This is a genomic window from Venatorbacter sp. C2-1 (assembly GCF_022832715.1).
Lineage (GTDB): Bacteria > Pseudomonadota > Gammaproteobacteria > Pseudomonadales > Oceanobacteraceae > Venatoribacter > Venatoribacter alkanivorans.
This window is the reverse complement of the sequence record NZ_CP094879.1, coordinates 1,095,979-1,115,846: the sequence shown is the minus strand read 5'-3', so window position 1 is coordinate 1,115,846 and position 19,868 is coordinate 1,095,979. Positions and strand designations below refer to the sequence as shown.

General features: G+C 51.7%; 17 protein-coding genes. 2 read left to right on the top strand and 15 right to left on the bottom strand.

Annotated features, from left to right (window positions below; genetic code table 11):
- Positions 1-29: 29 nt before the first annotated feature.
- On the top strand, positions 30-1,574 hold the full coding sequence (gene lnt, locus MT343_RS05065) for an apolipoprotein N-acyltransferase (protein WP_145469564.1): 1,545 nt from the start codon (positions 30-32) through the stop codon (positions 1,572-1,574).
- Here lnt and MT343_RS05060 read toward each other — a convergent pair.
- Positions 1,515-2,318 (bottom strand): FadR/GntR family transcriptional regulator, encoded by an 804-nt coding sequence (locus tag MT343_RS05060; RefSeq protein ID WP_145469565.1) that lies wholly within the window; start codon positions 2,316-2,318, stop codon positions 1,515-1,517. The two genes, lnt and MT343_RS05060, sit on opposite strands and share 60 nt — an antisense overlap.
- Positions 2,319-2,627: 309 nt before the next feature.
- On the opposite strand from MT343_RS05060, the gene MT343_RS05055 reads away from it, so the two are divergent.
- On the top strand, positions 2,628-2,993 hold the full coding sequence (locus MT343_RS05055; protein ID WP_145469566.1) for a DUF6164 family protein: 366 nt from the start codon (positions 2,628-2,630) through the stop codon (positions 2,991-2,993).
- Between the two features lie 10 nt (positions 2,994-3,003).
- On the opposite strand, the gene mutT is transcribed toward MT343_RS05055, so the two are convergent.
- The 14 genes from mutT to mraY all read right to left on the bottom strand — a co-directional run bounded on the left by mutT (position 3,004) and on the right by mraY (position 19,867).
- Complete coding sequence (mutT, locus tag MT343_RS05050; protein WP_145469567.1) at positions 3,004-3,414, bottom strand: 8-oxo-dGTP diphosphatase MutT; 411 nt, start codon at positions 3,412-3,414, stop codon at positions 3,004-3,006.
- Positions 3,414-4,631: a bifunctional glutamate N-acetyltransferase/amino-acid acetyltransferase ArgJ gene (gene argJ, locus MT343_RS05045; RefSeq protein WP_145469568.1), complete on the bottom strand. Its 1,218-nt coding sequence runs from the start codon at positions 4,629-4,631 to the stop codon at positions 3,414-3,416. Before argJ ends, mutT begins: the two co-directional genes overlap by 1 nt.
- 28 nt (positions 4,632-4,659) lie before the next feature.
- Complete coding sequence (gene secA / locus MT343_RS05040) at positions 4,660-7,395, bottom strand: preprotein translocase subunit SecA (RefSeq protein WP_145469569.1); 2,736 nt, start codon at positions 7,393-7,395, stop codon at positions 4,660-4,662.
- Positions 7,396-7,494: 99 nt separating this feature from the next.
- Positions 7,495-8,421: a M23 family metallopeptidase gene (locus MT343_RS05035; RefSeq protein WP_145469570.1), complete on the bottom strand. Its 927-nt coding sequence runs from the start codon at positions 8,419-8,421 to the stop codon at positions 7,495-7,497.
- A gap of 161 nt (positions 8,422-8,582) precedes the next feature.
- Positions 8,583-9,491: a UDP-3-O-acyl-N-acetylglucosamine deacetylase gene (gene lpxC / locus MT343_RS05030; protein ID WP_145469571.1), complete on the bottom strand. Its 909-nt coding sequence runs from the start codon at positions 9,489-9,491 to the stop codon at positions 8,583-8,585.
- 92 nt (positions 9,492-9,583) lie between these two features.
- Complete coding sequence (gene ftsZ / locus MT343_RS05025; protein WP_145469958.1) at positions 9,584-10,747, bottom strand: cell division protein FtsZ; 1,164 nt, start codon at positions 10,745-10,747, stop codon at positions 9,584-9,586.
- A gap of 61 nt (positions 10,748-10,808) precedes the next feature.
- Entirely contained in the window at positions 10,809-12,044 is a 1,236-nt protein-coding gene (ftsA, locus tag MT343_RS05020) for a cell division protein FtsA (RefSeq protein WP_145469959.1), read from the bottom strand.
- Positions 12,044-12,802, bottom strand: a complete 759-nt coding sequence (locus MT343_RS05015; protein ID WP_145469572.1) for a cell division protein FtsQ/DivIB — start codon at positions 12,800-12,802, stop codon at positions 12,044-12,046. The genes ftsA and MT343_RS05015 overlap by 1 nt, the downstream gene beginning before the upstream one ends.
- A complete protein-coding gene (locus tag MT343_RS05010) occupies positions 12,795-13,721 on the bottom strand; it encodes a D-alanine--D-alanine ligase (RefSeq protein WP_222428577.1) in 927 nt (308 codons plus the stop codon). The genes MT343_RS05015 and MT343_RS05010 overlap by 8 nt, the downstream gene beginning before the upstream one ends.
- A complete protein-coding gene (gene murC, locus MT343_RS05005; RefSeq protein ID WP_225692348.1) occupies positions 13,718-15,127 on the bottom strand; it encodes a UDP-N-acetylmuramate--L-alanine ligase in 1,410 nt (469 codons plus the stop codon). Before murC ends, MT343_RS05010 begins: the two co-directional genes overlap by 4 nt.
- 34 nt (positions 15,128-15,161) lie before the next feature.
- Positions 15,162-16,244: an undecaprenyldiphospho-muramoylpentapeptide beta-N-acetylglucosaminyltransferase gene (gene murG / locus MT343_RS05000; protein WP_145469575.1), complete on the bottom strand. Its 1,083-nt coding sequence runs from the start codon at positions 16,242-16,244 to the stop codon at positions 15,162-15,164.
- Entirely contained in the window at positions 16,241-17,401 is a 1,161-nt protein-coding gene (ftsW, locus tag MT343_RS04995) for a putative lipid II flippase FtsW (RefSeq protein WP_145469576.1), read from the bottom strand. Before ftsW ends, murG begins: the two co-directional genes overlap by 4 nt.
- A complete protein-coding gene (gene murD, locus MT343_RS04990; RefSeq protein WP_145469577.1) occupies positions 17,398-18,771 on the bottom strand; it encodes a UDP-N-acetylmuramoyl-L-alanine--D-glutamate ligase in 1,374 nt (457 codons plus the stop codon). The genes ftsW and murD overlap by 4 nt, the downstream gene beginning before the upstream one ends.
- A 13-nt stretch (positions 18,772-18,784) precedes the next feature.
- Positions 18,785-19,867, bottom strand: coding sequence for a phospho-N-acetylmuramoyl-pentapeptide-transferase (gene mraY, locus MT343_RS04985; protein WP_145469578.1), 1,083 nt, complete (start codon positions 19,865-19,867; stop codon positions 18,785-18,787).
- Position 19,868 lies beyond the last annotated feature (1 nt).

The following is a 19,868-nucleotide window of genomic DNA, read 5'->3' as shown; positions in this document are numbered from 1 at the left end:
CCTCACACATCTCATAATCAGGTAAAGCTATGGCAGGCTGGGCTGCGCGGGCGTTGTTATTGTTGGCGGGTGCGCTGTTTCCACTCGCCCTGGCTCCCCTTTTCTGGTGGCCGGTTGGCCTGTTAAGTATTGCGGTGTTCGTGCATTTTCTGTTGCAGACGGACAATGCACGTTCTGCCTTTGCCACCGCCTGGTGGTTCAGTCTGGGCAAATTCTCGGTCGGTATTTCCTGGATTTACGTCAGCATGCATGACCATGGCGGAACGCCTGCACTGCTCGCCGTGCTGATGATCGGCCTGTTTGCCGCCTTTCTAGCCACCTTCCCCGGTTTCTGGTTTGCCCTGCGCCAGCGCTTTCTCGGCCAGAGTCTGGCCTGGCTGACGATTCCGGTATTCTGGTTTCTGCACGAATGGTTCCGCAGCTGGTTTATGACCGGCTTCCCCTGGCTGTTTGCCGGCGATGCTCACCTCGGCACCTGGCTGTCCGGCTGGGCACCGGTATTCGGCAGCTACGGATTATCTTTTATCTGTGTACTGAGCGTGACCGCACTCTACCGTTTCTGGCAGACACATCAGCCGGCTTTCCTGCTGGTGCTGCTGTTGTGGCCTGCTGGCCTGCTGTTAGAGCAGCAGGACTGGACCCATAAAACCGGTGAGCTGAAAGTCAGCGCCGTACAGGGCAATATTCCTCAGGATCAGAAATGGCAGCGTGAGTGGATCAGCCCAACCATCAATGCCTATTTCCAGCAGACCAGCGAGCATTGGGACAGTGACCTGATTCTGTGGCCGGAAACCGCCATGACGCTGCTACTCGATCAGTTCCAGCCTTATATGGATGATATGGCGATTGAGGCACAGGAAACCGGCACTACAGTGATTACCGGCATTCCCTACCGCTACCCCCGTGGCCACGAACTGGCCGGACAGTTTCATAACAGCGTGATCGCCTTCGGCAACGGCGAAGGCATCTACCACAAGCAGAATCTGGTGCCGTTCGGTGAGTATGTTCCCCTGCAGGCGCTGATTCGCGGACTGATTCCGTTTTTTGATCTGGATATGTCCAGCTTCCTGCATGGGCCGGCGAATCAGCCACTGCTGAAAGTCGGTAAGCATTCAGAAAGCACAGAAGAGCTGTATCTGGTCGCACCCTATATCTGCTACGAAATTGCCTATCCACAGCTGGTCAGCCGTATGGCACAGGATGCCGATTTTCTGATTACGGTCAGCAACGATGCATGGTTTGGCGATTCTCTGGGGCCGAAACAGCATATGGCGCTGGCGCAAATGCGCGCACTGGAAACCGGACGCTGGCTGCTGCGTTCGACCAATACCGGCATTACCGCTCTGGTGGATAACAAAGGCCGGATGATGTCACGTTTGCCTTATGAACAAAGGGCAACCCTGAGCGGAACCGCAGAAATGCGTCAGGGCAAAACGCCTTATATGATCTGGGAGTTGTGGCCGCTGTATGTCCTGAGCCTGCTGATTATCGGCGCGGCCTGGTGGCTGCGGCGTTCAGGAAGAGCCCGTGAGATGGCGCAGGCTGATAATATTGCGCCCGTTGTGGAGCGGTGAACGCAATAAACGCGGCTGCTCCGGAATGTTATTCAGATGCTCACGTAACGGTTTAGTCAGAGTATCGATGTACTGCTGGTATTGCTGAATCATCTCATCCAACCGGTAATCCCCCTGCTGGGTGCGCATCAGCATCTGCACCTGATGATCCAGATGGGCACGTACATCAATCTGTTCAAACAATTTCTGAGTCAGCAAGCTGCGGATGCGGCGGGAGCTAGTCGATGAAGCCTGCAGCACCAGATTGCCGGTCGCGGTCATGATGGTGTCGATCATCTCCACCTCCAGATCAGCCAGGTCACTCATCGGCATTCCCTCGTTCAGCCCCTGATACATACGCTGCACCAGCTGCGGAATAACCGCATCTTCCGGGCTTCCTCCGGAGCGCTCACGTTTCTCCAGAGCCAGACGGATAGCCGTCGGAATCGCGCGGTTGAATAATTCCAGTCCGGCCAGCAACAGTTCACCGCCCAGTTCCAGCTCCGGTATGCGGTACAGATTATCAAGAAAATCCAGGCCCATATCACGGCGCACATCACCGACCCGGATACCTGAACCCTGCACACTGCGTACAGCGTTCATACGCCCTAAGGTACGTAGTGCCATGCGTAAGGAAGTACGATCAACGTCAAGGAACTCTGCCAGCTGACGTTCAGGTGGCAACTTCTCACCGGCCCGCAGATCGCCGGTAAAAATAAGGGAAATCAACAGATCAGCTATCTGATCCGGTAGGGTTTTACTCATTATTATTATACTTATCTATTAGTGAGTCATTCATACGCCAGCCTCAGCCGGATGACCCAGTCTGGCGAAAATCCGCCAACGGTGCAATAGCCTGTATCCCATGTAACTGACCAGATCTTTACTTGCGCATTTGCAGATCCTGAACTAGCATTGGATTATCCAATTTGAGAAGTGCACACTCTCAGAGCTTCAGCCGCCACCTACGGGTCTGGCGGCTTTTTTATGCCCGCCATTCGCGGCCGGATTTAGCCGGAAGTTATGCCAGCACTTTAGGTACAATAAGCACAAATTTCTGAACTGAAGATCACTATGGCCAAGCTGCTGTTCCGCCTCAATGGCGTTAATGAAGATGAAGCAGAAGATGTCCGCACCCTCCTGCAGGATGCCGGAATAGAATTTTACGAAACCGACGAAGGCCGCTGGCGTATTTCTGTGGCCGCCATCTGGCTTCGCCACAATGACGACTATGAACAGGCGCGCGGTTTACTTGATCAGTATCAGCAGGAACGCCTGCAGCGTATACGCAGCGAATATGAACAGCAACAACAGGAAGGCAACACCCAGAGCATGCTGCAGCGCTGGCTGGAGCAACCCGCTGAGCTGATCATGACGCTGATTGCGGTGCTTCTGGTTCTGGGCCTGACCCTGTGGCCATTTCTGTCACTGGGTCAGTAAGAGGAAAACGTCAGCCCAGACGGGCGCAAACAGCATTGAGAATTGGCTGATTCGCCGCCGGGAACTCAAACTCTGCCAGGCGGGTGAAAGGCAGCCAGCGAACTTCCTGGCCTTCTGCACCGTGAGCCAGCAAGGCGGAATTCATATCCGCCTCGACCCAGTACACATCCAGCAGCACGCTTTTATCCGGATAATCAAAAGGGATCTGCAGCAAAGGTGACATAGACTGCTCCGTCACACTCAGTGCAACTTCTTCATCCAGCTCGCGCACCAGAGCCGCCGTGACACTTTCACCGGCTTCTACTTTTCCGCCGGGAAACTCCCACAACCCGCCCTGATGTTTGTCATCCGGGCGGCGGGCAATCAGAATATCGTGGTCATTAACGACCACGACAGCTACAGCTACATGCACCGTCTTCATCAGGAGCGGTAGTTGGCGTTGATGGTTACGTACTCGTGCGAGAAGTCACAGGTCCACAGCTCTTCGCGGAAGTCTCCGCGCGCAAGCTCAATACGGACACGGAACTCAGTCAGGGCAAAAACAGCAGCGCCGGCTTCTTCGGTATAAGACTCACAGCGGCCCCCGTTTTCCACGATCTGCACGTCATCGATAAAGATCTGTACTTTCTCCAGATCAAAATCCTGTACACCGGAACGACCGACCGCAGCCAGAATACGCCCCCAGTTCGCATCGGATGCAAACATCGCGGTTTTAACCAGCGGTGAGTGCGCCACGGTATAAGCTACGTCCAGCGCTTCTTTCTGGCTGGCTGCACCACCGACCTCGATGGTCACAAATTTGGTGGCCCCTTCACCGTCACGAACAATCGCCTGAGCCAGAATCTGGAAGGCTTCTTTCAGTTTGGCAAAGACCAGTTGTGCTTCCGGGCTGGCAACATCATTGATCTGCACACCGGAACGGCCGGTGGCCATCAGCATGCAGGAATCATTGGTTGAGGTATCACCATCGATGGTCACACGGTTAAACGAGCAATCGGCCAGCTCTTTACACCAGGACTGCAACAGCGCCTGAGAGATACCGGCATCGGTAGCGATATAACCGAGCATAGTCGCCATGTTCGGCATGATCATACCGGCGCCTTTGGACATACCAGTGATGGTGACGGTTTTACCGTTAACCTCAAACTGGGTGCTGTAACCTTTTGGCAGGGTGTCAGTGGTCATGATGCCCTTGGCAGCACGGGCCCAGTTATCGGCACTGAGATTATCCAGTGCTGCCGGGATACCACGTTCAAACGCCGCCATGTTCAGCGGCTCACCAATCACGCCGGTCGAAAACGGCAGAATCTGAGCCGGCTGTACAGCAGTTGCTGCCGCCAGCATTTCGCAACTGCGAACCGCATTAGCATAGCCCTGCGGACCTGTACCGGCGTTAGCATTACCGGTATTGATCAGCAGGTAACGCGGAGCAGTATCTGTCAGATGCACTTTGCTGATCTGCACCGGCGCTGCACAGAATGCGTTGGTGGTAAATACGCCGGCAACGGTTGTTCCCTCGGCCAGCTCAATCACCACCATGTCGTCACGGTTGGCATAGCGCACATGCGCCTGTGCCACACCAAGACGAACGCCATCTACCGCTTTAAAATCTTCAAAAACCGTGAAATTAACTGCCATTTTTTTGCTTACGCCTTCCGACTTTTGCTTACGACAAAGTGCCGTGACAATGTTTGTATTTTTTACCTGAACCGCACGGGCATGGCTCGTTGCGGCCGACTTTCTTTTCATCACGCACAAAAGGTTGTGCCTGATCGTCGCCACTATCAACCTCTGGCTGACCACCTGACAGAGACTCAGCAGCTTCATGCTGATACTGCGCACGTTGTGCCTGGGCTTCCACCGCCGCACGGCGCTGTTCTTCCATCGCCCGGACTTCTTCTTCCTGACGCACTTTTACGTGGGACAGAATACGGATGGTTTCGTGCTTGATATTACGCAGCAGTTCCTGGAACAGGCCAAAGGATTCACGCTTATATTCCTGCTTTGGATTTTTCTGGCCGTAGCCACGCAGGTGAATGCCCTGACGCAGGTGATCCATGGTCGCCAAATGCTCTTTCCACAGGTTATCGAGAATCTGCAGCATCACCTGCTTCTCAAACATGCGGATTGGCTCGGCACCTACGGTCGCTTCTTTTTCGTCATAGGCTTTTTGTACTGCTTCCAGAATACGCTCGCGCAGAGTTTCTTCGTACAATTTATCTTCGTTATCCAGCCACTGCTGCACCGGCAGCTCGACATCGAACTCAGCTTTCAGGTGGCTTTCAAGGCCGGCAATATCCCACTGCTCTTCCAGACTTTGTGGTGCGATATAACCATCGATGGCTTCATTAACAACGTCTTTACGGATATTGGTGATGATTTCAGAAATATCTTCCATCGCCATAATATCGTTACGCTGGTTGTAGACCACGCGACGCTGGTCGTTAGCCACATCATCGTATTCAAGCAACTGTTTACGGATATCGAAGTTACGGCCTTCTACTTTGCGCTGAGCTTTCTCAACGGCATTGGTCACCATCTTATGCTCGATGGATTCACCGTCTTTCATACCCAGCGCCTGCATCATGCTGCGCATACGCTCAGACATGAAAATACGCATCAGGTTATCTTCCAGCGACAGGAAGAAACGGGTGGAACCTGCATCCCCCTGACGACCAGCACGACCACGCAGCTGGTTATCAATACGGCGGGATTCATGACGCTCGGTACCGATGATATGCAGGCCACCGGCTTCCAGAACAGCATCGTGGCGCTTCTGCCAGTCGGCTTTAATCGCTGCAATCTGACTGTCGGTCGGATTCTCCAGCGCCGCTGCTTCAGCTTCCCAGTTACCGCCCAGCATAATGTCGGTACCACGACCGGCCATGTTGGTAGCGATCGTCACCGCACCCGGACTACCGGCTTCAGCAATAATCTGTGCTTCGCGCGCGTTTTCTTTGGCGTTCAGAACATTGTGAGCAACTTTCGCCTGCGTCAGCAGATGCGAAATATATTCTGATGATTCAATAGATGCAGTACCCACCAGAACCGGACGGCCCTGTGCGGTTACTTCACGGATTTCTTCAATAACGGCATCAAATTTTTCTTTCTGAGTGGCGTAAATAACGTCGTTATAGTCGATCCGGCGAACGGCTTTATTGGTTGGAATAACCACCACATCCAGACCGTAAATCTGATGAAATTCGAAGGCTTCAGTATCTGCAGTACCGGTCATACCGGCCAGTTTTTCGTACAGACGGAAGTAGTTCTGGAAAGTGGTCGAAGCCAGAGTCTGACTTTCGTTCTGAATATTCACACCTTCTTTCGCTTCAACCGCCTGATGCAGACCTTCGCTCCAGCGGCGGCCTGGCATGGTACGGCCGGTGTGCTCATCAACGATGACCACCTGACCGCCCTGCACGATATAGTCGACATTTTTCTGATAAACCGCATGAGCCTTCAGCGCAGAATGCACATGGTGCAGGAGATTGAGATTGCCGGCGGCGTAAAGGCTTTCACCTTCTTTCAGAATGCCCTCTTTGGTTAACAGCTCTTCAACAAACTCATGTCCTTCTTCGGTCATTTCAATAGAGCGCTGCTTTTCATCCACGAAGTAATGACCCGAAGCCGCCTCATTACCTTCATCGGCAGCCTGACCACGTTCCAGCTTAGGAATCAGCTTATTGATTTTACGGTACAGCTCAGAGCTGTCTTCCGCCGGGCCAGAAATAATCAGCGGCGTACGGGCCTCATCGATCAGGATCGAATCCACCTCATCGACAATGGCAAAATACAGTTCTCGCTGCGCTTTATCGGCCAGAGAGAAAGCCATGTTATCGCGCAGATAATCGAAGCCAAACTCGTTGTTAGTACCGTAAACGATATCAGCCTTGTACTGTTCGCGTTTTTCCAGCGGGTTCTGCCCGGGAACAACAATACCCACACTCATACCCAGAAATTCGTACAGCGGACGCATCCACTCGGCGTCACGACGGGCCAGATAGTCGTTCACGGTTACAACATGAACGCTTTTGCCGGTCAGGGCATTCAGGTAAGTCGGCAGGGTTGCCACCAGGGTTTTACCTTCACCGGTACGCATCTCAGCAATCCGGCCTTCATGCAGGGTGATACCACCGATCAGCTGAACGTCGAAATGGCGCATCCCCATAACCCGACTGCCGGCTTCACGACACACGGCAAAAGCTTCGGGTAGCAGGGAGTCCAGTGACGCACCATCGCTCAAGCGCTGGCGGAATTCCGCTGTTTTTGCTTTAAGCTGCTCATCAGAGAGGGATTTTACAGATTCTTCAAAGGCATTGATCTGGGATACCAGTTTGCCCATGCGCTTGAGTTCGCGGCTGTTTTTACTGCCAAAGACTTTACGAAAAAGGTTACCAATCATGGAATTATCATTATCCGGGAAACAAAATAAGGCGCTGGGCCAAAGTGCTAAAGGCTACTTATAACCCAGAATGATGACAAGCGTGTTGAAACAGAAAGATTACTGAGGAGTGCGGTGAATGTACGCCGCCGGGTCGACTGTGCGACCGTTTTTATACACTTCGAAGTGAACGTGAGGGCCGGTTGAACGTCCGGTACTTCCCATTAATGCAACAACATCACCTTTGCGGACAATATCTCCAAGAGCAACTTTCAGCTCTTTGCAGTGTGCATAACGGGTTTTATAGCCATTGCCGTGGTTAACTTCGACCAGATTGCCATAGCCGTAACGCGGGCCGGACCAGGTAACAACACCTGAGGCAACGGCAACGATGTCAGCGCCCATTTTGCCGGCAAAATCGACTCCGCCATGCCAGGCAAGACGGCCTGTAAACGGATCCGTACGTTTACCATAGCGAGATGACATCCAGCCCTTGGTAATCGGACGCCCGGCTACAAAGGTATCGGCACTGAGCTTATTGGCCGACATCAGATCATCCAGCACTTCGAGCTGCTGCTCACGGCTGTCGATACGTTCAGCGAGCTCATTCAGCACTTCATTGATTTCAGGAACCTGATAGGCTTCACCAAGCGTGCCCGGGCCGCCAACGGCCGGTTGCATACTGAAATCGAATTCTTCGGAATTAAGATCGGAAACATCCACAAGACGCTCACCAAGAGCATCCAGACGAAGTAACTTGGCCTGCAGCTCAGCCAGACGCAGAGTCAGCGCTTCCAGCTCTTGATCGGTCTGTTTGCGGATTTGCTGCAGCTCCTGACGCTGCATATTGAGGTCACGCTCCCAGGCTTTGGCAGCGTTAAGATCAAGAATACCCTCATCAGCCAGACGCTCAGCCAGCCAGTAGCCCGCGACTCCCATCGCAAAAGGCAAAGCGAACAGGAACCCAAACATCACTGTGCGTGCAGAAGCACTCAGTGTGTAGGTTCTAGATTCACCATGGCGGCGGCCAACAATAATGATATTCATAGTTAAGCTATTTACTTCCTAATCGGCTGTGCAATCTCTGGCACTGACTTCCTGCCTGCCTGACCCGTATAAACGAATCACCAGCCACCCACAAAACAAAGGCCATAAATCAATTATGGCCTTTGTATGAGGATACTCAAACGTATTACTGTTTCAATAAGTTAACCAGCAGCGGCCGGACGCATGTAGGAGATTGGCGAGCTTTCTTCAGCAAATTCGACAAATTCCCAGGCATCTTCCTGCAACAACAGCTCACGCAGCAGCTTATTATTAAGGCCATGACCCGACTTATAGCCGATGAATTCACCAATCAGACTGTGACCGAGCAGGTATAAGTCACCTACCGCATCCAGTATTTTGTGCTTCACAAACTCATCATCGTAGCGCAGACCGTCTTCATTCAGCACACGATACTCATCAACCACGATGGCGTTCTTAACGCTGCCACCCAGTGCCAGATTTTTGGAGCGCATGTATTCCAGATCTTTGGTAAAGCCAAAGGTACGGGCACGGCTGACTTCTTTTACATAAGAAGTGGATGAAAAATCCAGGCTTGCCTTCTGTACGCTCTGTTTAAATACCGGATGATCGAAATCGATCTCAAAGCTGACTTTAAAGCCATCGTAGGGAACAAAAGAGGCAACTTTATCGCCTTCACGCACTTCAACACGACGTTTGATACGGATAAAGCGCTTCGCAACATTCTGCTCAGCAATACCTGCGGACTGTACCAGGAACACAAACGGACCAGAACTGCCGTCCATGATCGGCACTTCCTGCGCGCTGAGTTCAACAATCGCATTATCGATACCCAAGCCCGCCATTGCTGACAACAGGTGTTCAACGGTATCTACACGTGCATGATCTTTAACCAGCGTTGTGGACAACGTTGTCTCGCCAACATTCAGCGCGTGAGCAGGGATATCCACAACCGGATCAAGATCGATACGTCGGAACACGATACCGGTATCAACAGGTGCCGGTTTCAGCGTGAGATACACCTTCTCACCTGAATGAAGGCCAACCCCAGTCGCCCGGATAGCGTTTTTTAACGTTCGTTGTGGAATCATCTGAACAATCCTGCCATTACTGAGCAAATTTCATACAAAAAGACTAGTCCGGCATTATAGCAATAAATAAAGAATGCGCTAGTGCGCATTCTTTAATCAGCCTGACGGCGCAAAAAGGCCGGAATATCGAGATAGTCCATATCCGGACGAGCTGCGACATCCAACTGCTTCGCGGCGTTACCTGCCTGACGTTTTACGGTCGGCTGATCCAGCTGACTGTAATCTGTCGTGCCATCAGCCTTACGTGCGTTGACCGTGTTATCGACCACCTTGGTCGGCTTTGGTTCCTCAATCGCGTCGCGGCGTCCCAAACCGGTAGCAACAACAGTTACACGCAGCTCATCCGACAGATCCGGATCAATTACAGTACCAACAACAACGGTTGCATGCTCAGAGGCAAACTCTTCGATCACGCTGCCGACTTCGCTGAACTCACCCAGAGACAGATCAAAACCTGCAGTTACGTTAACCAGAATGCCACGGGCCCCCTGCAGATCAACATCTTCCAGCAGCGGACTGCCAATTGCACGCTCTGCAGCTTCTCGGGCACGGTTTTCACCACTGGCAACACCAGTTCCCATCATCGCCTGACCCATTTCGGACATCACTGTACGCACGTCAGCAAAGTCGACGTTGATCATACCCGGGCGGGTAATCAGATCGGCAATCCCCTGAACAGCTCCCTGCAGAACATTGTTTGCTTCTTTAAAAGCATCCAGCAGGGAAGTATTTTTCCCCAAGACAGAGAGCAGCTTCTCGTTCGGAATAGTAATCAGGGAGTCGACATGCTCGGCCAGTTGCTTAAGACCCTGGTCAGCAATCAACATCCGTTTTTTACCTTCAAACGGGAACGGCTTGGTAACCACAGCAACAGTAAGAATACCTAATTCTTTCGCCACCTCAGCAACAACCGGAGCACCACCGGTACCTGTACCACCACCCATACCGGCAGTGATAAATACCATATCAGCACCTTTCAGTGCTTCGGCGATACGTTCACGATCTTCCAGAGCAGCCTGACGGCCCACTTCCGGATTCGCGCCTGCACCCAATCCTTTGGTCAGACCGTTACCCAGTTGAATAATGGAGCGGGAACTCACATTACGCAGTGCCTGTGAATCGGTGTTAGCACAAATAAAATCAACACCTTCAATGTTGCCAGCCACCATGTGCTGAACAGCATTGCCACCACCACCACCAACGCCGACGACTTTAATGACCGCCGATTGTTGTAAATCATCTGCCAGTTCGAACATATCCCCTTCTCTTTGCTGAGACATAGCGTTATCTCCTTAGCGCGCTGAATAATATTTAATCTTAAAAGTTGACTTTAATCCAATCTTTTATTTTGGAATAAAAGCCATCCGGACAATCTTCATTGCGGGTATTATTTGTTTTATTCCTGTGCTGTTTTGCCGCATACAACAACAAGCCCACAGACGTCGAATAAATCGGGTTATTAATCACATCGGTCAACCCTGACACACCATATGGTTTTGCCAGCCGAACCGGCATGTGGAAAATTTCCTCAGCCAGATCCACTACGCCTTCCATCTTTGCGGTACCACCGGTCAGAACAATGCCTGCAGCAACCATATCTTCAAAACCACTGCGACGAAGCTCTGCCTGAATCAGGGTAAAAAGTTCGTCGTAACGGGGTTCAACTACTTCTGCCAGTGCCTGACGGGAAAGGTCGCGTGGAGGGCGTTCGCCAACACTAGGAACCTTAATTGTCTCGTCGGCTTTAGCTAACTGAGTTAAAGCACAGGCATATTTAATTTTGATTTTTTCTGCGTGTTGAGTCGGAGTACGCAGCGCCATTGCAATATCATTGGTGACCTGATCACCGGCAATCGGAATCACCGCGGTATGACGGATTGCACCTTCAGTGAAAATTGCGATATCCGTTGTACCGCCACCAATATCCACCAGGCAGACACCCAATTCGCGTTCATCGTCTGTTAATACGGCATAACTGGAAGCCAGCTGCTCAAGAATAATGGCATCGGTCTGCAGACCGCAGCGCTGAACGCAACGTTCTATATTCTGTGCTGCATTAACGGCGCCGGTAACCAAATGCACTTTCGCCTCAAGACGGACACCGGACATTCCCACCGGTTCTTTAATACCTTCCTGATTGTCGACTACATATTCCTGCGGCAAGACATGCAGAATACGCTGATCCTGAGGAATGGCCACCGCCTGAGCCGCGTCAATAACGCGGTCGACATCCATAGGCGTTACTTCACGATCCCGAACAGCAACAATCCCATGAGAGTTCATTGAGTGAATATGGCTGCCGGCAATACCGGCATAAACTGAATGGATCGTGCAGCCCGCCATTAATTCGGCTTCTTCCACAGCACGCCGGATGGACTGCACCGTGGATTCAATATTGACCACCACGCCTTTTTTTAGCCCACGACTCGGATGAGAACCCAGACCAACCACCTCGATAGTGCCGTCCGCCCCCAACTCGCCAACAATGGCCACAATTTTAGAGGTGCCAATATCCAGGCCAACCAGCATATTTTTTTGTTGTACCTGACTCATCATCCCATCTCCTGCACTGTGCGCCAGCCAATGGCGGCACCTTTTCCGTAGCGTAAATCAACACTCACAACCGCAGCTTCCGGCAGTTGCGCGATCAATAATTCCAAACGCTGAACGCGTTCTTCAAAATACTGGCGACCAAAACGAACCTGCCAGCCATTACTTAATTCCACATCAACCGCACCGACAGAAGAAACCGTCAACCGGCTGATTCCAATATTCAAATGCCCCAGCGATTGCTGGATACGGCGAAAATGTCTTACTGCCGCTTCAGCGTAATTACGGTCACCATCAATTCGCGCCAGATTCCCGGCGTTCAGGTGTGCCGGAATTTCGCTTAAACGTCCATTTCCGCTCAGCAGCTGATCCCCATTCCAGATTGCCATCGGCACATCTTCATAAAGATTTACTTCTAACGTGTTCGGCCAGCGTTTACGCACAGTCACCTGCATAATTAATGGCAACCCGGAAAGCTGCTGATATACGCGCTGCAGATCCAGCGAGAAAAAACTCTCGTCTTTTACCCAGACAATTTTTCCTGCGATATCCTCTGCATTCCAGACCGACAAGCGCCCTTTAACATCAACACTGGTAATAGGCCAGCTGTGATACGCCCAGCGGACTCCAGCTGCCAAAGCAACCACGATTAATGGCAACAACAGCCACTGCCAGGCAATATCCGGCATCGTTATCCGCCACTGTATGGGCTCTTTAACCACCAAAGGGGTTGCGCCGCGTGGAGCTGCTTTTTTAGCCACGAATTCTTTCCCTGGCTTCCGTTAATAAATGCACAACCAGTTCAGAAAAACTCATACCAACCGCAGCCGCTGCCATCGGTACCAGACTGTGATCGGTCATTCCCGGACTGGTATTTGCTTCCAGCAACCAGAACTGTTCGTTCTGATCCTGCATCACATCGATACGCCCCCAACCCTGACCGCCAATAACATCAAACGCTTTCAGAGCCAGTTGCTGTAATTCCTGCTCCTTTTCCGCTGACAGACCGCAAGGCAACAAATACTGAGTGTCATTTGCCTGGTATTTGGCATCGTAATCATAAAAAGCATGACTGGTTTTTAACTGAATAGCCGGCAACGCCTTGCCATCCACAATAGCAACCGTGAACTCTGCGCCTTTCACCCAGGACTCAGCCAAAACCAGTCCATCGTATTCACGGGCAAAGTCAAAGCTGTTTTGCAGTTCTTCTGCAGTGTGAACCTTACGCATACCGATACTGGAACCTTCACGTGCTGGTTTCACAATGGCATCGGCGTTCAGTTCGGTAATCAGCTGACTCCAGTCACTGTTCTCATTCAGCAGAAACGCTTTTGGCGTCGGCAAACCTGCTGCCTGCCAGATGAGCTTGGTGCGCCATTTATCCATTGCCAGGGCAGATGCCATTACACCACTGCCGGTATAAGGTTTATTCAGCCACTCCAGCACACCCTGAATAGTACCGTCTTCACCACCACGACCATGCAGTGCAATAAACGCCACATCAAAATCAACATTGGTTAATTGCTCAATCGCATGCGCCTGAACATCAATAGCAATAACGTCAGCACCACTTTGCTGCAGGGCGGCATAAACAGCCTGACCACTTTTCAGTGACACCGCGCGCTCCGCAGATGTTCCGCCCATTAAAACCGCGATTTTTCCTAATGCGGCAACGTTCATACTTTTACCTCTGCCAACCATACCGGTAATTGCTGGGTTAATGTCACAGCCAGATTGCCGATATCACCGGCTCCCTGAGTCAGTAACAGGTCACCTGGTTTTAATACGCTTTTAAGCGGTGCCTCCAGAGACTCATCACGCTCAATAAAAATAGGATCTACCATGCCACGCTGGCGAATGCTGCCGCACAGCGAACGTCCATCAGCACCGGCAATGGGTTTCTCTCCCGCCGGATATACATCCATTAACAGCAGTACATCGGCACCGGATAGTACCCGGGTAAAGTCTTCATACAGATCGCGGGTCCGGCTGTAACGATGTGGCTGAAATACCATTACCAGCCGGCGTTCAGGAAATCCTTTGCGAATGGCATCAAGCGTAACTTCAAGTTCGCGTGGGTGATGACCATAATCATCAACCAGCATCACATCACCATCACCCAATGGAAATTCACCACAGACTGTAAAGCGACGGCCCACACCGGCAAATTTTTCCAGTGATGTAACAATTGCGTTGTCTGCCACACCTTCGTCATCCGCTACCGCAATAGCCGCCATAGCATTCAGCACATTATGTTTACCAGGCATGCGCAGACTGATATTCAGCGGCGCACGGCCTGCCGGGCGCTGTACGGTAAAGTGCGTGAACAGTCCATCCTGGCGCAACTCGGTGGCACGATAATCAGCATCTTCCGAAAAACCATAAGTGACGGTTTGACGACTGATCCGCGGCAATAATTCACGCACAACATCGTCATCAATACAGACCACCGCCAGCCCATAAAAAGGCAGATTATGCAGAAATTCGATAAAGGTATTTTTCAGCTGTTCAAAATCACCGCCATAAGTCGCCATATGGTCAGCATCGATATTGGTAACAATAGAAACCATCGGCTGCAGGTGCAGGAAAGAAGCATCGCTCTCATCGGCCTCAGCGACTAAATAACGACTGGCTCCCAAGCGGGCATTAGTACCGGCACTGTTTAATTTGCCACCGATAACAAAGGTCGGGTCCAGACCGGCTTCAGCCAGTACCGATGTCACCATACTGGTGGTTGTGGTTTTACCATGGGTTCCGGCCACCGCAATTCCATGACGGAAGCGCATCAGCTCCGCCAGCATTTCCGCACGACGGACAACAGGAATACGCGCCTCAACCGCGGCACGGATTTCCGGATTTTCATGATCAATCGCTGTCGACACCACCAGTACATCAGCATGTGTGACATTACTTTCCTGATGGCCGATATAAATAGTGGCCCCCAGAGCCTGCAGCCGCTCAGTAACCGCCGACTGACGTAAATCTGAACCGGAAATCTGATAGCCCTGATTCAGTAATACTTCAGCAATACCACACATACCGGCACCGCCAATACCAACAAAATGCATGCAGCGGATGCGGCGCATTTCCGGTATCAGATGATTCAGCGGTGTATTGGATTTATCTGTCACGGGCAAACCTCTTAATCTGTTCAGCAACCTGTGCGGTTGCATTGGTGATGGCCTGACTACGCGCCTTCTCAGCCATTTCCAGTAATAATGTTCTGTGCTCAGAAAAGTGCTGCCACTGAGCTGCAAGCCATTCCGCGGTTAATTCATTCTGCTGACAGATCAGACCCGCACCGGCTTTCGTCAGGTACTCTGCGTTTGCAGTCTGATGGTCATCCACCGCAAAAGGGAAAGGTACAAAAATCGCTGCACAGCCTGCGACTGCAACTTCAGATACGGTCAGTGCACCGGCACGGCAAATCAGTAAATCGGCATTACCATAAGCGGCCGCCATATCATCAATAAAAGCAATAACCTCAGCCTGCACTCCGGCTTGCTCATAAGCAGCCTGCATTTCTGCCAGATTACTTTTACCCACCTGATGACGTAACTGCGGGCGCTGATTTTCAGACAGCAATTGCATCGCCGCAAGCACCGTACGGTTCAGCGCAGCAGCACCAAGGCTACCACCGACAACCAGAACCTTAAGTGGCCCATCGGCTTTTATCCGCTGCGCTGGTGAAGGCAGGTTGAGAACACTTTCACGTACCGGGTTTCCGGTAACCTGGGCTCCCGCAAGAGCTCCCGGAAATGCCTGCATAACATGCTGACTGATGCGGCTTAATAAACGATTGGTCATACCAGCGAAAGCATTCTGCTCATGAATCAGCAGAGGCACCCCACTCAGACGGGCAGCAACACCACCGGGGCCTGTGGCATAACCACCAAAGCCTAAAGCCGCGACAGGTTTTATCTGTTTAATAATTTTCCGCGCCTGAAGAATTGCCTTAGCAATACGCAGCGGCGCAGTTAACAAACCCAGTTTGCCCTTACCACGCAGGCCACTGATATTAATGCAATGCAGCGGATAACCGTTGGCAGGCACCAGGTCTTTTTCAATACCGGATGCTGTGCCCAGCCAGTGAATGGTAAAACCTTCCTGTTTAAGTTGTTCAGCAACGGCCAATGCCGGGAAAACATGCCCGCCAGTACCGCCTGCCATTAATAAAACATTACCCGAAGATGCCTGACTCATGCAGCACCTCCCGCAGCAGCGTTTTCGCTCTGATTAGCCTGATCATTTTCATGAGCAATACGCATTACAATACCAACCATAACGCAGCACACCAGCAAGCTGCTGCCACCATAACTGAAGAAAGGCAATGTCAGTCCTTTCGTTGGTAAAAGGCCAATATTCACACCCAGATTAATCACCACCTGCAGCCCTAACAACGAAGCAATACCAATGGCAACATAAGCACCATATAACTGCCCCTGCAGCTGGGCTTTCCATGACACCCGCCAGATCTGAGCAATAACAACAGCCAATAATGTCAAAGCAGCTACACCACCAATCAGACCGGTTTCTTCTGCCCAGATGGCAAAAACAAAGTCCGTATGAGCTTCCGGCAGATAAAATAATTTCTGCACACTTTCACCCAGACCTACGCCAAACCAGTCTCCACGGCCAAAAGCAATCAGCGATTGGGTCAGCTGATAACCGGTGCCGTACACATGCTCTGGCGCCCAGGGGTCGAGATAAGCCATCAAGCGTTCAACACGGTAACTTTCGGAGGTCAGTACCACGACACTGATAATTAAGGTGGCGATTAACAGCAGGAAAAACTGCCCGGCTTTTACACCACCTAAAAATAACTGAATCAGCACGGCCCCCATCAACACAACAACGGCGCCAAAATCCGGCTCCAGCAACAACAGGAAAACCATTCCGGCCAGAATACCCAGCGGTTTGAGGAAGCCAGACCACTGCTGCTGAACTTCATCCTGACGGCGAACCAGATAACCAGACACATAAAAAACCGCCGCTAATTTCGCCAGTTCTGATGCCTGAATTTTAATAATCCCCAGGTTCAGCCAGCGCTGACTGCCGTTAACCTCGTGGCCGATTCCGGGCACAAACACCAGAATCAGACCCGCTACCGCCAACAGCAGAAAAATCACATCAACCCTGCTCCACCAGCTCAGCGGAATCTGGCTGATGGTATAAACCACGGCAACGCCTAACAGCAGGTAAACGGCATGACGCACAGCAAAATACGCAGCATTACCGGTATAAAACTCTGCGATTCCGGTTGAAGCCGATGCCACCATCAGCCAACCCAGGCACATCAGCGCCAGCCAGGGATAAAACATGCTCTGCCGGCTCTGCCAGAGAAAGCGTTCAGCATTCATGACGCCACCTCAGTGCTGATTTCCGTTTTTACCAGCTGCGCAAAATATTCTCCGCGGGCGACATAGTTTTTAAACTGATCAAAACTGGCGCAAGCCGGAGACAATAAAATGACATCACCTGCAGCTGCTACAGAACAGGCGCGGGTAAAAGCTTCAGCTAAAGTAACCTGCTGCGATACCGGACAAACGTTAGCAACGGCCGCCGCAATGGTTCCTGCATCAGCACCAAAAGTAAGAACTTCCGCGGCGTATCGCTCACAGGCAGAAGCCAGTGGACTGAAATCCTGTCCTTTACCCTCACCACCGGCCAGCAGCCAGATTTTTCCGTTAATTTCCGGCCCCAGACCATAAAGCGCCGCCAGAGTAGAACCGACGTTGGTACCTTTAGAATCGTTGTAAAAATCAACACCGGCTTTATTGCCCAGCCACTGACAACGATGATCAAGGCCAGCAAATTCACGCAGCGCCGGTAATACGGCAGTAATATCTACCGACAGCAGTTTGATCAGTGCCAGCGCCGCCATTACGTTTGCCAGATTATGCTGACCTTTAATTTTCAGCTCGCTGGCAGCGATAATTTTTTCAGTACCGAACATGATCCAGCTTTCGCCGTCGATTCGCTCAAGACCAAACTGACCGATGTCCGCTTTATTTACACCAAAACTCAGACGCGGCATTTTATCGGAAACCAGCGGCTGACTGAGCGCATCGTCACGATTCACCACAACGCCACGACACTGCTGAAAAATGCGGTGCTTGGCCTGATGATAATCCGCCATGCCCTGATAACGGTCCATATGGTCTTCGCTCATATTGAGCACCACCGCAGCCGAGGCGGCCAGGTTTTCGGTGGTTTCCAGCTGAAAGCTCGACAGCTCCAAGACATAGATATCGATTCCAGCATCGTTACGCAGCAGATCCAGCGCAGGAATACCAATATTACCGCCAACCGCAACACGCTTGCCGGCCGCTGCCAGTAATTCTCCCACCAGAGTAGTGACCGTGCTTTTACCATTGGAGCCGGTAATGGCAATTAATGGCTTGCTGCAGACATCGGCAAATAACTGAATATCACCGGCAATCCGAGCACCGGCCTGACGGGCTGCAGCAATGGCCGGATGAGAAACCGCAATGCCGGGGCTGACGATTAATTCGTCGTACTGACTGAGGACAGCGGCCTGCAATTCACCGCTATAAATAGCCGACTGTGGAAACTCGCTGCGTACCGCATCCAGTCCCGGTGGCACATCGCGGCTGTCGCACAAATCAAACGCCCAGCCGCGGCTCTGGCAATAACGGGCAGCAGAGAGCCCGGTCATGCCAAGACCGACGATCAGTCGTTTGTAATCTGTGGAAATCAGCTGCGACATAAATTCAGATTCCTCAGCGAATCTTCAGCGTGGCTAAACCGATCAGCACCAGAATAATGGTGATGATCCAGAAACGGACAATAACGCGCGGCTCCGGCCAGCCTTTTAATTCATAGTGATGATGCAACGGTGCCATGCGGAAAATACGCTTGCCAGTCATTTTGAATGAGGCAACCTGCAGGATCACCGATACGGTTTCCGCCACAAAAATACCGCCCATAATAAACAACACAATTTCCTGACGAACGATCACCGCCACCACACCCAATGCTGCGCCCAATGCCAGAGAGCCCACGTCGCCCATAAAAACCTGAGCCGGATAGGTGTTGAACCACAGGAACCCGATACCGGCGCCGACAATAGCGGCACAGAAAATCACCAGTTCACCGGCACCGGCGATATAAGGAATATGCAGATAACTAGCAAAATTAACGTTACCGGCAAGGTACGCACAGATACCTAAAGCACCACCCACCATCACGGTTGGCATAATCGCCAGACCATCCAGGCCATCGGTCAGATTTACGGCATTACTGGAGCCGACAATTACAAAGTAGGTCAACAGAATAAACAGCAGGCCTAACTGCGGCATCACATCTTTCAGGAAAGGAACAACCAATTGGGTTTCCTGCGGACTTTGCGCACTGTAGAAAAGATAAGCGGCAGCAATTAAGGCGAACACCGACTGCCAGAAATATTTCCAGCGCCCCGGTAAACCACGGGAGTTTTTCTCAACCACTTTACGGTAATCATCCACCCAGCCGATCGCACCAAAGACCAGGGTTACCAGCAGTACAACCCAGACGAAACGATTTTCCAGATTGCCCCACAGCAAAGTACTGACGGCAATCGACAGCAGAATCAGCACGCCGCCCATGGTCGGAGTACCGGCTTTGCTTAAATGGGATTTAGGACCTAATTCACGGATCGCCTGACCAATCTGGTATTCACGCAATTTGCGGATAACCACAGGCCCAAGGAGTAATGACACCATCAGGGCAGTAATCACCGCCAGAATAGCGCGCAGCGTTAAATAGTTAACGACCCCGAATCCGGAGTGGTACTGCGCTAACCAGTCTCCCAGCCATAGCAACATG